We start from the raw sequence: 14,608 nt of genomic DNA, 5'->3' as shown, positions 1-14,608 counted from the left end.
GCCCCGATGCGCTTCAACCTCTCCGAATGGGCGTTGCGTAATCGCCAGATCGTCCTGTTCCTGATGCTTTTGCTCGCCGTTGTCGGCGCGTTGTCCTACACCAAGCTGGGCCAGAGCGAGGACCCGCCGTTCACTTTCAAGGCGATGGTCATCCAGACCCGCTGGCCCGGCGCGACCGCGCAGGAAGTCTCGCGCCAGGTCACTGAACGCATCGAAAAGAAGCTGATGGAAACCGGTGAGTACGAACGCATCATGTCGTTCTCCCGCCCCGGCGAATCCCAGGTCACCTTCATTGCCCGCGACTCGATGCACTCCAAAGACATTCCCGACCTCTGGTACCAGTTGCGCAAGAAGGTCGGCGATATCCGCCAGACCCTGCCGCCGGGAATTCAAGGGCCGTTCTTCAACGATGAGTTCGGCACTACCTTCGGCAATATCTACGCGCTGACTGGCGACGGTTTCGATTACGCCGTGCTCAAGGATTACGCCGACCGCATCCAGATCCAGCTGCAACGGGTCAAGGACGTCGGCAAGGTCGAACTGCTCGGCCTGCAGGACGAGAAGATCTGGGTCGAGCTGTCCAACGTCAAACTCGCCACGCTGGGCCTGCCGCTGGAGGCGGTGCAGCAGGCGCTGGAGGAACAGAACGCGGTGTCCACGGCGGGGTTCTTCGAGACCGGCAGCGAGCGCTTGCAGCTACGCGTTTCAGGGAATTTTCAGACAGTCGATGAGATAAAGAACTTTCCGATCCGCGTCGCCGATCGTACGTTCCGCATCTCCGATATCGCCGATGTGCGTCGCGGTTTCAGCGATCCACCGGCGCCACGCATGCGTTTCATGGGTGACGATGCGATTGGTCTGGCGGTGGCGATGAAGGACGGCGGCGACATTCTGGTGCTGGGCAAAGCGCTGGAAGGCGAGTTCTCGCGGATCCAGAAAAACCTCCCGGCCGGTATGCAATTGCGCAAGGTCTCCGATCAACCGGCCGCAGTGAAAACCGGCGTTGGCGAGTTCGTTCAGGTGTTGGTCGAGGCGCTGGCGATCGTGTTGCTGGTGAGCTTCTTCTCTCTCGGCGTGCGCACTGGCATGGTCGTCGCGCTGACCATTCCGCTGGTGCTGGCGATGACCTTCGCCTGCATGTATTACCTCGGCATCGGCTTGCACAAGATATCTCTCGGCGCGCTGGTGCTGGCGCTGGGGCTGCTGGTGGACGACGCGATCATCGCCGTGGAAATGATGGCGATCAAAATGGAGCAGGGCTTCGATCGCATTCGCGCGGCGAGTTATGCCTGGACCAGTACGGCGTTTCCGATGCTCACCGGCACGTTGATCACCGCCGCCGGCTTCCTGCCGATTGCCACCGCGCAGTCCGGCACCGGCGAATACACCCGTTCGATTTTCCAGGTGGTGACCATTGCCTTGCTCGCTTCATGGGTGGCGGCGGTGATGTTCGTGCCGTACCTGGGGGAAAAGCTCCTGCCGGATCTGGCGAAAATTCACGTGGCAAAACACGGCACTGGCGATGGTCAGCCGGATCCGTACGCCACGCCGTTTTATCAGCGCGTGCGGCGTCTGGTGGAGTGGTGCGTGGCGCATCGCAAGACGGTGATCGTACTGACCGTCGGCCTGTTCATCGCTTCGGTGATGCTGTTCCGTTTCGTCCCGCAGCAGTTCTTCCCGGCTTCGAACCGGCTGGAGTTGATGGTCGACCTGAAACTCGCCGAAGGTGTTTCGCTGGCCAATACCACCAGCGAAGTCAAACGTCTCGAGGCGCTGCTCAAGGAGCACGCCGGTATCGAGAATTATGTGGCCTACGTCGGCACCGGTTCGCCGCGTTTCTACCTGCCCCTGGATCAGCAACTGCCGGCGGCGAGTTTTGCCCAGTTTGTGGTGTTGGCGAAAACCATCGAAGAGCGTGAAGCACTGCGCAGCTGGTTGATCGAAACCCTCAACGAACAATTCCCGGCCCTGCGTTCGCGGGTTACTCGCTTGGAAAATGGTCCGCCGGTTGGCTATCCAGTGCAGTTCCGCGTCACTGGCGAACACATCGAAGAGGTTCGGGCGCTGGCGCGCAAAGTCGCGGCGAAGGTTCGCGAAAATCCGCATGTGGTCAACGTGCATCTGGACTGGGAAGAGCCGAGTAAAGTCGTTTACCTGAACATCGATCAGGATCGCGCTCGGGCGTTGGGCGTGAGTACGGCCAATCTGGCGAAATTCCTCCAGAGTTCGCTGGTCGGCTCGACGGTCAGCCAGTATCGCGAAGACAACGAATTGATCGAGATTCTGCTGCGCGGCACGGTGCATGAGCGCACTGAGTTGTCGTTATTGCCGAGCCTCGCGGTGCCGACCGATAACGGTCGCAGTGTGGCGCTGTCGCAGATTGCCACGCTGGAATATGGCTTCGAGGAAGGCATCATCTGGCACCGCAATCGCCTGCCGAACGTAACCGTACGGGCGGACATTTATGGCAAAGAGCAACCGGCGACGCTGGTCAAACAGATCATGCCGACGCTTGACCCGATTCGTGCCGAATTGCCGGACGGTTATCTGCTGGATGTCGGCGGCACGGTGGAGGACTCCGAGCGCGGGCAGAAGTCGGTGAATGCGGGAGTGCCGATGTTTATTGTCGTGGTACTGACCTTGCTGATGGTGCAGTTGCGCAGTTTCTCGCGCACGGCGATGGTGTTCCTTACGGCGCCATTGGGCTTGATCGGGGTGACGCTGTTTCTGATGGTGTTCCGCCAGCCGTTCGGGTTTGTGGCGATGCTGGGGACGATCGCGCTGTCCGGGATGATCATGCGCAACTCGGTGATTCTGGTTGATCAGATCGAGCAGGATATCGCCTCCGGGCTCAGGCCCTGGCAGGCGATTATCGAGGCGACGGTGCGGCGCTTTCGGCCAATTGTGTTGACGGCGCTGGCGGCGGTACTGGCGATGATTCCGCTGTCGCGCAGTGTGTTTTTCGGGCCGATGGCGGTGGCGATCATGGGTGGGTTGATTGTGGCTACGGCGCTGACTTTGTTGTTTTTGCCGGCGTTGTATGCGGCCTGGTTCAGGGTTCGCAAAGACTCCGTTTAAGTTGTGGTTGCGTGGCGGCCCGAGGGCCGACCATGCTTTGGGTGTTCTGAGTGAATATCCGTTTTTTTGGGTGTTGCGGCTGGCGGTTCCGCTCTTACAGCGGGTCACTTTTGCAGACGCCCAAAAGTAACCAAAACGCTGGGCCCCGGCGTTCGGCCCCTCGCTGGGGCTCGGGGTTCCTTCGCTCCGGGATCGATCCGGGCGCAGCGTCTCCGGTTTGCTTCGCTGCACCTCCTCCCGCTGTGTTTGGCTGCGCCAAACGGTCGCTGCGCTCCCACGCCCGGATCAATCCCTCCACTCAGCCTGCCGATGGGGCCGGCACGGCAAGATCAAAAGCGGTACTCGAGCTTGCGCTCACTGTGTAGGAGCTGCCGAAGGCTGCGATCTTTTGATCTTGATTTTGCTTTTCTGTGGGAGCGAGCCTGCTCGCGAAGGCGGTCTGACAGCCAATTCATTTCAACTCGCCAATTCACGCTGCCTTCCTACAGCTTTTTCAGAAACCTCCGATCTTGAGGCGCTGCCCGTCGAATGCTGTACTCAGGGTTCTGTTTTTCCGAGTCCTTGAGGCTGTCCCATGAAGAAGCCACCGACATTAAGCGGCAGAACGGATCCTGTTTTCGACCTGTTGGCCCGCTCGCCCCACAAGCAACGACTTGCGGATTATCTGGCGCTGCTCAAGCCGCTCGATGATCAGGGGCGCTATCTGCCATTCGAGGCGTTGCGCTATCGCTGGCCTGCGGGATTGGACGCCAACCTTTGTTGGGCGTTGGTGAAGAAGGCGCGGGCAGCCCAGTACATCCGTTTGTTGCCGTTGGGCGAGCCGGTGCAGTGGGGCAAATATGTGCCAACGCCGTTGGCGCAGACAACCTTGGCTGTGGTGGATCGTCACGCCAGTACGGCCGCGCTGGATTACATGACCAGTCAGATCGGCGAACGTGTGCATTTCTCTTGTCTGCTCAATGACCTGATCGAAGACGAAGCCATCGCAAGTAGCCAGTTGGAGGGCGCTGCGACTACGACTCGTGTTGCCAAGGACATGCTCAAGCATCAGCGCCAGCCGCGGACGCCGGATGAGCGCATGGTCATGGGTAATTATCGAATGATGAATTTCGCTTGGGAAAAGCGTTATGAACCTCTGAGCATTGAGCTGATTGCAGAGATCCATCGAGTGGGTGTGGAGGGGATTGATGACGAGCAGTATTCCCCTGGATTGTTCAGAACCAATGATGAGGTGGTTGTTCAGGATGGTTCGGGCAACACCGTGCACCGACCGCCTCCTGCGGCGGGTCTGGTTACGCGGTTGGCGAGGTTGTCCGGCTGGATCAACCAGGCCGATGCCTCGATCCTGGAAAAAAACTATCTGCATCCACTGATCAAGGCCATCACGCTGCATTTCGCCATGGGTTACGAACATCCCTTTCGCGACGGTAACGGGCGGGTTGCGAGAGCCTTGTTTTACTGGTTCATGTTCAAGCATGAGTTCGCGGGCTTTCGCTACATTACGATCAGCCTGTTGCTACGCAATGCACCGGTGAAATACGGGCGCTCCTATCTGCACACCGAGGCGGATGAGCTGGATCTGACCTATTTCATCGAGTTCCAGTGTTCTGTCATTCTGCGAGCCGTGGTCGGCTTTACCGATATTTACCGCAAGAGCGTGGCAGACACCGAGGATTTTGACCGTTGGCTGATCAGCTCGGGCGTATTTGAGCAACTGACGCAACAGCAGCGCGCCCTATATCAGGTGGCTAAAAGCGGGGAAGCGAAGGAATTTACGGCGAGCAACGTCGCGGAAAATTTTTCCTGCACGGGCAGTGAGGCGAAATCGATATTGGAAGGGTTGAAGCAGTTGCAAATATTCGCCAGAAGAAAGATGGGCCGGGAGGCGGTGTATTTTTTGTGCGGGCCCGTAGAAGAAAAAACACACGGGGTCGAATCACTTCGCCCCGCGTGATGACCGTTTACAACGTACCAAACACCTTCTTCGCCAGACTTGTCGCCGCAGCGGCCGGGTTCTGACGAATAGTTTCTTCCTGCTTGCCGATCATCTCGAACAGGCCATTAAGTGCCTGTTCGGTGACGTAGCTTTCAACATTGGCGCTCTTGGCATCGACCACGCCGAATGCCGCTGCCTGGCCAGCAAACGAGTTGTACTTCTGCGCAACGCCGACCTTGTCGGTAGCCTGTTTGACGATGGGCAGGAATTTCGCGCGGATCTGTTCGCGGCTGGATTTGTTCAGGTATTGAGTCGCCGAATCGTTGCCGCCGCTGAGGATGCCTTTGGCGTCGGCCACGCTCATTTTCTTCACCGCGTCGACGAGGATCGGTTGGGCCTGGGTCACGGCGGATTCGGCGGCTTTGTTCATCGCGTTTTCCAGTTCTTCGACCTGGGCGCCCATGCCGAAGGCTTTCATTTTGCTCGCAGCTTTGCCGAGTTTGCCCGGCAGTTCGATTTTCACTTCGGGGTTGTTGCTGAAACCGCCCGGGGTGCCGAGTTGTTTCACGGCGATCTGCGCGCCTTGGGTCAGGGCGTCCTTGAGGCCGCCGCTGGCGTCTTGCTGCGACAGGTCATTGAGCGACAGGGCCAGGGCGTTGGCAGAGATCAGCAGGCCGGCGCAGACGGCGGCGAAGCGAAGGGTAGGGCGGCGCATGGCGGCTTCCTTTGACGAGTGGATTAACGAACGGCGTCGACGCGGATTTTCAGCGGCTGCGGGTCGTTGCCGTCGAGTTGCACGGCGTGGTTTTCGGTGGTGATGAACATCAGCTCGCCGTTGACTTCAATGCGTGCGCTGATCGAATAACGATGGCCGGGTTTGACCTGCGCCGGATCGTAGCTCAAATGAAACGGCAGCGGCACCTGACCCTCGACCGGGCCTTTTTGTTGGGCGAGGACCACGGCTGGCGCATCGGCCAGCGACACATCTTGCAGGCTCACGCTCAGGGTCGCGCTCGGCGGCAGGGCGATGCGTTGCAGGTAGAAGACTTCGCCGTCGAGGCTGGCCTTGCCGGGGGTGGTTGATTGGCAGGCGCTGAGCAGGGTGGCGGCGGCGAGGGTGAGTAGTTTTTTCATGTTTTTTTCCAATCCATTGTGGGAGCGAGCTTGCTCGCGAATGCGGTGGTTCAATCAAAACAAATGTCGACTGACACTCTGCCTTCGCGAGCAAGCTCGCTCCCACAGGGTATGTGTGTCACACCTCAGCTTGAGGCGTGATCTGATCAGCCGCATCTTCACTGCGGTGCAGCGCGACCTGGCGGATCGACAGGCGGATCTCCGCCGGCAACACGCGTTTGGCCGCGCCTTCGGCCAGCTCGCCGAGCAGTTCGTGGTAGCTGAGCTTGCCGGCTTCGTCGCGGCGCAACACGTCGAGGTCGAGCAGGGTCTGGATGAAGTGGCGGAACAGACTCTTGTCGAAGAATTCCGGGGCATTCAGGCCATGGAGGATCGACAGGCGCTGGGCCATCACTGTGCAGAGGTCTTCCAGCTCTTCGGCGCTGATGCTGTTCTGGCCGCTGTTGAGCAGCAAAGATACGGTCATGTAGAAGCGCTGCAGGGTCTGCGCGATGCTTTTAGACAGCAGCGTCAGCAGCACGAAATGCCGCGAACTCGGTGCCGGACGCATGTACACGTCCTTCTCGAAACGCAGCAGGCCCTGCTCGACGAAGGCTTCCAGCCACTGATCGATCACCGCGTCGAGTTCGTCCAGACTCCAGCGGATGAACAGCTCCGATTGCAGGTACGGATACAGCGCGCGGGTGTAGCGCAGGATCTGCTCGCGGCTCATGCGCGAGGTGCTCTGGAAGAAACTCGCCAGCAACGAGGGCAGGGCGAAAATGTGCAGGACGTTGTTGCGGTAGTAAGTCATCAGGACCGCGTTCTGCTCGTCCAGATACAGAATCTTGCCCAAGGCATCGTTCTGCTCGGCGAGCAGATCCATGTCTTTCACATGCTCGATCAGCGCACGGCCATCGCCTTCCGGCAAGGTGGTGTGCGGCGAATACGGGACTTTGCGCAGCAGCGCCAGATACAGATCCAGCACCCGCGCCATGGCGCGATCGTCCAGGGCCAGACGCGTAGTCGACAGCAAGGCAAGGGCCACCAGATTGACCGGGTTGATCGCCGCCGCTTCGTTCAGGTGTCGGGCGACTTTCTCGCCGAGGCGGTTGGTGGTTTCGTTGAGCCACGCCGGTTTGAATTGCGGGCCGAGCTCCTGCTGGCGCCAGTCCGGCTGCTCGGCATCGAGGAATTCCGCCAGTTTGATCGGTTCGCCGAAGTTCACCGCGACTTGGCCGAAGCGCTGCTTGAGCGCGCCGATCACTTTGAAGATATCGAAGATCGACTCTTTCTTCTTGCTCGCGCCGCGTAGCTCACCGAGGTAGGTGCGGCCTTCGAGCACGCGCTCGTATCCGATGTACACCGGCACGAACACGATCGGCATCCGCGACGAACGCAGGAAACTGCGCAGAGTAATCGCGAGCATGCCGGTTTTCGGTTGCAGCATGCGCCCGGTGCGCGAGCGCCCGCCCTCGACGAAATACTCCACCGGAAAACCTTTGGTGAACAGCGTGTGCAGGTATTCGTTGAACACCGAGGTGTACAGCGGATTACCCTTGAACGTGCGGCGCATGAAGAACGCACCGCCGCGACGCAGCAGGCTGCCGATCACCGGCATGTTCAGGTTGATCCCGGCGGCAATGTGCGGCGGGGTCAGACCATTGCGGAACAGCAGATAGGAAAGCAACAGGTAATCGATGTGGCTGCGGTGGCACGGCACGTAGATCACTTCGTGACCCTGCGCGACGTTCTGCACGCCTTCGATGTGATTGACCTTGATGCCGTCGTAGATCTTGTTCCAGAACCAGCTCAGCACCACTTCAAGAAAGCGGATCGCGGTGTAGGTGTAGTCCGAGGCGATTTCGTTGCCGTAGCGCAGGGCCTGGGCCTTGGCTTTTTCCGCGGAGATATTTTCGCGCTCGGCTTCATCGAGAATCGCCTGTTTGACCAGCGGCTGATTGAGCAGGCCCTTGACCAGATTGCGCCGGTGGGAAATGTCCGGGCCGATAACGGCGGCTTTCAGGTTGCGGAAGTGCACGCGCAGGATGCGCTGGGCCATGCGCACGGTGCGTTCGTGGCCCTTGTTGTGATCGATCAGTTCGCGCAGGTGGATTGGCGCGGAAAACTGCACGCGAGTCTTGCGGCCGAGGACGATGATGCTCAGCAGCCGGCGCAGGCGCCCGGTGACCGCCCAGCTGTCGGCAAACAACAGTTTCCACGGACTGTTTTCGCTGTCCGGCGACTGACCCCAGAACACGCTGACTGGAATGATCTGCGCGTCCTCGGCAGCGTTCTGCGTCAGCGCGCTGACCAGACGGGTCAGGGTCGGCGGCGCACCGCGTTTGTCCTGGCGGCCGAGCCAGTCCGGGTCCGGCGTCAGGTAGAAAAACGCCGCCGGCTCGATCAGCGAACCCACCGATACCGACAGCACCGGACGCGGCAGGCCGGCCTTGGTGCACTCGGTGTCGACCACTGCCAGATCGGTCAGCGAGGGGTTTTGCAGGACGTAGAACACCGGACGACTGCGGTCGAGGTTGAGGGTGAACGACGACTGATTGATGGTCTCGGAGCGAACCCAGAGATACAACAGGCGGCGCAGGGTGCCAAACACAAGACGGCGGAACGGGGAACGGGTCATACGGCTTCTGCGTGAGTGGATAAAACCGGGCAGGCGCTCGGGCGGTCGATAGTGTGACGGATTCGCTGAAAATCGGCAAAAAAGCGCCGAAGTAATCTCCTGTTGAGAGTTTCTGCACCTGTCATATACTCGGCGGTCTGTTGCCGGTGCCCTGTTATGGACGTCGGACGCAGGCTGACGTTCCTCGAAGGCTTTCCTGCGAAAAGCCCGTTCAATAATAAAAAAGGAGTATGAACAGATGGCAACACGCGAAACCGGCAACGTGAAGTGGTTCAACGACGCCAAAGGCTACGGCTTTATCCAGCGCGAAGACGGGGTGGACGTGTTCGTGCACTACCGCGCGATTCGCGGCGACGGGCATCGCTCGCTGACCGAAGGTCAACAGGTCGAGTACGCGGTGATCACTGGCGAGAAGGGCTTGCAGGCTGAGGATGTTGTAGGTCTGTAACCTTGAAGATCAAAAGATCGCAGCCTTCGGCAGCTCCTACAGGTGTACACAATACCCTGTAGGAGCTGCCGAAGGCTGCGATCTTTTGCTTTCAGGCAGTTTTCCAGGTGATTTCTTCTTCACCATCGGCGCTGATACGAATCCAGCGATCGGCGGTTTCTTCACCTTCTTCTTCAACCCAGGTTCCCGGTGCACAACGCACTTCAACGTTCAGCGCGGCGAATGCAGCGCGGGCGCAGGCGATGTCGTCGTCCCACGGGGTCTGGTCGCTTTCCAGGTACAGACTGTTCCACTTGCCCACGGCTTTCGGCAGCCAGGTCACCGGCACGTTGCCGGCCTTGCACTTGTACGTCTGGCCTTTCTGCACCCAGTCGCTGCACGGGCCCAGCGCTGCGCCGAGCCAGGCGGAAATGGCCTTGTGGTCGACGTCAGCGTCTTTCAGGTAAATCTCGATATCCGGTTGGCGCATGGATGTCCTCACTGCGGGTCTGAAAAATCCATTCGCGGATTTAGCCGGCCCCGGGCCTGTGCCCGAGACCAAAAGTTATTGAAGAACGAAATAATCGTAGCGCATCGACACGGTGGTCTCGAACGGCTCGGCCTGTTCGATCACTGCCGCGCGACGCTCGGCACTGGCACGCCAGCCGTGGGGCGTCATCGCCAACAGGTTGGCGCGATCCTCGGGCTTGTCCAGGGTCAGCTTGAATTCCAGCGTCTCGCTATGTGCCAGCGCCATGCCTTCGGGCACCAGCGCCAGATGCTTGTCGTCTGTGTACTCGCGCACTTCGTCGTACAGACGCTCGCGCAATTCCATCAGATGGCCACGGGTCGGGCCGACCTTCATCAGGCCACCGCCGACGCTGAGCAGACGCTTGGCTTCCTCCCAGTCCAACGGACTGAAGACGCTGGCGAGAAACTGGCAACTGCCTGACGCCAACGGCACCCGCGCCATGCTGGCAATCAACCAGGTAATTGCCGGATTGCGCTTGCAGGCGCGTTTGACGGCTTCGCGGGAAATATCCAGCGCATAACCATCGGCGTTCGGCAAAGCCTCGGCAATTTGCGCGGTGTAATAACCCTCGCCACAACCGATGTCGACCCAGCGCTCCGGGGCAAAACTGGCTGCCAGTTCGGCGAGTCGTTTGGCCACTGGCGCGTAATGTCCGGCGTTGAGGAAATCCCGCCGCGCTTCGACCATTGCCTGATTGTCGCCCGGGTCACGGCTGTTCTTGTGTTGCACTGGCAGCAGGTTCAGATAACCCTGACGCGCACGGTCGAAACGATGCCCGGCGGGGCAGACCACGCCGTTGTCCACCGCGTTGAGCGGCTCACTGCAGATCGGGCACGCGAGCATCAGGCGAGCAACTTGATCAGGGTCTGGTAGTAAATCTCGGTCAGCACGTCGAGATCGGCTGCCAGCACGCGCTCGTTGACCTGGTGAATGGTCGCGTTGACCGGGCCCAGTTCAACCACTTGCGTGCCCATGGTCGCGATGAAACGGCCATCGGAGGTGCCGCCGCTGGTCGACGCCTTGGTTTCGCGACCGGTGATGTCCCTGATGCTCGACGACACCGCATCGAGCAGCGCGCCCGGCTCGGTGAGGAACGGCAGACCGGACAACGCCCAGTCGATGTGCCACTCCAGACCATGCTTGTCGAGGATATCGGCAACGCGCTTCTGCAGGCCTTCGACGGTCGATTCGGTGGAAAAGCGGAAGTTGAACACCGCCACCAGATCGCCCGGGATCACGTTGGTCGCGCCGGTACCGGAATTGAGGTTGGAAACCTGGAAACTGGTCGGTGGGAAGAAGTCGTTACCATTGTCCCAGTGCTCGGCGGCCAGTTCGGCCAGCGCTGGAGCGGCGAGGTGGATCGGGTTCTTCGCCAGATGCGGGTAGGCCACGTGACCCTGCACGCCCTTGACCGTGAGCTTGGCGCCGAGGGACCCGCGGCGGCCGTTTTTCACCACATCGCCGACCAGCGTGGTACTCGACGGCTCGCCAACGATGCACCAGTCCAGACGCTCGTTGCGCGCGACCAGACGCTCCACCACAGCTTTGGTGCCGTGATGCGCCGGGCCTTCTTCGTCGCTGGTGATCAGGAAGGCGACCTTGCCTTTGTGATTCGGGTAATCGGCGACGAAACGCTCGGCAGCGACGGTCATTGATGCCAGGCTGCCTTTCATGTCCGCCGCGCCCCGGCCGCAGAGCATGCCGTGTTCATCGATCACGGCGTTGAACGGATCGATCTGCCACTCGGTGACCGGACCGGTCGGCACCACGTCGGTGTGACCGGCGAAGCACAGCACCGGACCGTCGTGGTTGCCGTGGGTGGCCCAGAAGTTATCCACATCTTCGATGCGCATCGGCTCCAGGGTGAAACCGGCATCGCCCAGGCGCTGCATCATCTGCTTCTGGCAGTCGGCGTCGACCGGGGTCACGGAGGGACGGCGGATCAGGTCGATGGCCAGTTGAAGGGTCGGCGATAGGTCGGCGTGGGCCGTCATGTAATAACTCCGGGGTGCGCACGGTAAACCTGTAGGAGCTGCCGAAGGCTGCGATCTTTTGATCTTGTTTTTGAAATCAACAGCAAAATCAAAAGATCGCAGCCTTCGGCAGCTCCTACGGGATGTGTCGGCATTGAAAAAGGCGACCATTCTAATGCAAAACGGCGACCCGAAGGCCGCCGTTTGACGTTAAGCAGTAACCGATCAAGCGGCGGCCGGCTCAGCCTTGGCCACAGGTTTGGGCAACGACGACAGGAACGCCATGATCAGCGCCGCCAGATACGGCAGCGACTGCACCAGCAGCATGGTCACCCAGAAGCGCATGTCATTGCTCGGCATGCCGTTGACCAGGAAGATCCCCAGCGCCGCACCCCACAGCAACAGCATGATGAACAGCTCCTCGCGCGCCTCGCTGATCGCCACCCAGAAACCGTGGTTGTCGGCGTTTTTCGGCGTGCGGAAAAACGGAATGCTGCTGGTGAAGAAACCGTACAGCACCGCTTTGGCGATGGTGTGCGACAACGCCAGACCGGCCAGTGCCGCGCAGAACGCATCCTTCAGATTCACCCCCACCGCGCGGCGGTAAAGGAAGATGATCTTGCCGACCTTGAACACGAACAGCGCCAGTGGCGGGATCGCGAAAATCAGCAACGGTGGATCGACCCGTTGCGGCACGATGATCATCGCCGCCGACCACAACAGCGCGCCGACGGTGAAGAAAATGTTCATGCCATCGGCAACCCACGGCAGCCACCCGGCGAGGAAGTGATAACGCTGGCCGCGGGTCAGCTCGGTGTCCTTGCCGCGCAGCAGGCTGCGGGTATGACGCTTGATGATCTGGATCGCGCCGTAGGCCCAGCGGAAGCGCTGTTTCTTGAAGTCGATGAAGGTATCCGGCATCAGGCCCTTGCCGTAGCTGTCGTGATAATACGCCGCCGACAGGCCTTTCTCGAACACGCGCAGACCCAGTTCGGCGTCTTCACAGATGCACCAGTCAGCCCAGCCCAACTCTTCCAGCACCGAGCGGCGGGTCATGGTCATGGTGCCGTGCTGAATGATCGCGTCACGGTCGTTGCGGGTGACCATGCCGATGTGGAAAAAGCCTTTGTATTCGGCGTAGCAGAGCTTCTTGAAGGTGCTTTCGTTCTGGTCGCGATAATCCTGCGGCGACTGCACCACGGCGATTTTCGGGTCGGCGAAGTGCGGCACCATGTGTTTGAGCCAGTTCGGGTGCACGCAGTAATCGGAGTCGATCACCGCGATCACTTCGGCATCCTTGGCGGTATGCGGAATCAGGTAATTCAGCGCGCCGCCCTTGAACCCAGCCAGCGGCGACACGTGGAAGAACTTGAAGCGCGGACCGAGGGTGGCGCAGTAATCGCGCACCGGTTGCCACACCGCCGGGTCCTTGGTGTTGTTGTCGATGATCAGGACTTCGAAGTCCGGGTAATCGAGGTTGGCCAAGGCGTCGAGGGTCTGTTTGACCATCTCCGGTGGCTCGTTGTAGCAGGGCACATGGATCGACACTTTCGGCCGATAGTCGGAATCGCCCAGCACCGGCAGGAATTCGCGCCGGCGCTTGTGAATCCACACCGCCTCGGCCAGTTCATGGGCCTCGGTGAGCAGGACGATGAATACTCCTAGCGCACCGAGCGCCAAAAGGAATCCGACGGTGAGGCTGAACCACGTGCTGTATTGCTGGCTGTAGTCGTAACCGATGTACACCAGCACCGAACCGCACAGGAATGCGATAAAAGTCAGGAACGTGCGACCGCGCTGGCGCAGGGCCGAGCCGTCGATCATCAGCAGGGTCAGCGACAGCAGCGCCAGCACCACCGAGCCGATCGCCAGCACGCGCCATTGCGGAATCGCCACCACCGGGCCTTCGAAATTGAATTTCTGCTGGCGCGCGGCGTTGAACACGCCCCAATAGGCGCCGACCGAACCTTCATCACTGGCCTTCCACGGCTGGTCGAAAGCTTCGATCACGAAGTAGTTGAAGCCTTGGCGGTTGAGCTTGTTGACCAGTGTGCGCAGATAAATCGCCTGATCCGCTGGCGATGCATCGGCACCACCGCGCATGCGGCCGTTGCTCGGCCAGCCGACTTCGGACAGCAGCAGCGGTTTTTTCGGGAACAGCTTCTTCAGATCGCGGGCGCGGTCGAAGACGAACTGGCCGGCCTTGTCCACCGGAATGAATTCCCAGTAGGGCAGGACGTGGGCGGCGATCAAATCAACGTGCTTGGCCAGTTGCGGGTATTTCTCCCAGATGTGCCATTGCTCGGAGGTGGTCACCGGCACCTTGACGGCAGCGCGCACCCGATCGAGTAGAAAGATCAGGGCCTCAGGGGTGATCTCTTCGCGAAACAACGCCTCGTTGCCGACCACTACACGCACGACGCTGCGCGAGGTGTTGGCCAGTTCGATGGCCTTGACGATTTCTCGTTCGTTGCGTTCCTGATCCGGACTGATCCAGATACCCAAGGTGACGCGCAGGCCGAATTCTTCAGCCAGTTTCGGGATGTCTCCCAGCGAACCGTCGACCGAATAGATACGGATGTTGTCGGTCAGCTTGCTCATGATTTCCAGGTCACGGCGCATCTCGTCGTCCGACGGGTACTGATCCCTTTGGGGGTATTGCCCCTGCTGGAATGGCGAATACGAGAAGCCGGAGATCTGCTGCGGCCAGTTCGGCGCCGTGACCGGGCGATTGACCAACGCCCAGAAACCGGTGAACAGGGCAGCGATGGCCAGCACCACTACCAGGTTGAGTCCAAATTTACGCGATGACATAACGATTTCGGGTTCCAAAGGCTGTGGAACGGAGGAACGGTTGGCAAACGCCAAAGGGCGCGAATCCTACACCGGCAGTCCATGAGTCGTACAA

The 14,608-nt window shown here is 60.1% G+C and carries 10 protein-coding genes; 3 read left to right on the top strand and 7 right to left on the bottom strand.

The features are described from left to right. Positions 1–6: 6 nt before the first annotated feature. Entirely contained in the window at positions 7–3,078 is a 3,072-nt protein-coding gene (locus tag AC0Z4S_RS11750) for an efflux RND transporter permease subunit (RefSeq protein WP_485623098.1), read from the top strand. Between the two features lie 574 nt (positions 3,079–3,652). Continuing rightward, on the top strand, positions 3,653–5,032 hold the full coding sequence (locus tag AC0Z4S_RS11745; RefSeq protein WP_485623096.1) for a Fic family protein: 1,380 nt from the start codon (positions 3,653–3,655) through the stop codon (positions 5,030–5,032). 7 nt (positions 5,033–5,039) lie between these two features. Here AC0Z4S_RS11745 and AC0Z4S_RS11740 read toward each other — a convergent pair whose 3' ends face one another. From AC0Z4S_RS11740 to plsB, 3 genes are all read right to left on the bottom strand, one after another. After that, positions 5,040–5,729 (bottom strand): DUF4197 domain-containing protein, encoded by a 690-nt coding sequence (locus tag AC0Z4S_RS11740; protein ID WP_485623095.1) that lies wholly within the window; start codon positions 5,727–5,729, stop codon positions 5,040–5,042. A 23-nt stretch (positions 5,730–5,752) separates the two neighbouring features. Further along, positions 5,753–6,148: a YbaY family lipoprotein gene (locus AC0Z4S_RS11735; protein ID WP_485623093.1), complete on the bottom strand. Its 396-nt coding sequence runs from the start codon at positions 6,146–6,148 to the stop codon at positions 5,753–5,755. A gap of 118 nt (positions 6,149–6,266) precedes the next feature. Then, positions 6,267–8,768, bottom strand: coding sequence for a glycerol-3-phosphate 1-O-acyltransferase PlsB (gene plsB / locus AC0Z4S_RS11730; RefSeq protein WP_485623092.1), 2,502 nt, complete (start codon positions 8,766–8,768; stop codon positions 6,267–6,269). Between the two features lie 238 nt (positions 8,769–9,006). Between plsB and AC0Z4S_RS11725 the strand changes: the two genes are divergently transcribed. After that, on the top strand, positions 9,007–9,216 hold the full coding sequence (locus tag AC0Z4S_RS11725; RefSeq protein WP_180699591.1) for a cold shock domain-containing protein: 210 nt from the start codon (positions 9,007–9,009) through the stop codon (positions 9,214–9,216). Between the two features lie 91 nt (positions 9,217–9,307). On the opposite strand, the gene AC0Z4S_RS11720 is transcribed toward AC0Z4S_RS11725, so the two are convergent. From AC0Z4S_RS11720 to AC0Z4S_RS11705, 4 genes are all read right to left on the bottom strand, one after another. Next, positions 9,308–9,685, bottom strand: a complete 378-nt coding sequence (locus AC0Z4S_RS11720; protein ID WP_064364265.1) for a hypothetical protein — start codon at positions 9,683–9,685, stop codon at positions 9,308–9,310. 75 nt (positions 9,686–9,760) lie between these two features. Then, entirely contained in the window at positions 9,761–10,570 is an 810-nt protein-coding gene (locus AC0Z4S_RS11715) for a putative RNA methyltransferase (protein WP_310406728.1), read from the bottom strand. Continuing rightward, the gene (gene dapE, locus AC0Z4S_RS11710; protein WP_485623091.1) at positions 10,570–11,721 is read right to left on the bottom strand and encodes a succinyl-diaminopimelate desuccinylase; all 1,152 of its coding nucleotides are present in this window, start codon (positions 11,719–11,721) and stop codon (positions 10,570–10,572) included. The genes AC0Z4S_RS11715 and dapE overlap by 1 nt, the downstream gene beginning before the upstream one ends. Before the next feature lie 204 nt (positions 11,722–11,925). After that, positions 11,926–14,514, bottom strand: coding sequence for a glycosyltransferase (locus tag AC0Z4S_RS11705; RefSeq protein WP_485623089.1), 2,589 nt, complete (start codon positions 14,512–14,514; stop codon positions 11,926–11,928). Positions 14,515–14,608 lie beyond the last annotated feature (94 nt).

The organism is Pseudomonas sp. 1L-B-1-E-C1 (genome assembly GCF_057291835.1).
This window is presented reverse-complemented; position numbering and strand designations above follow the sequence as displayed.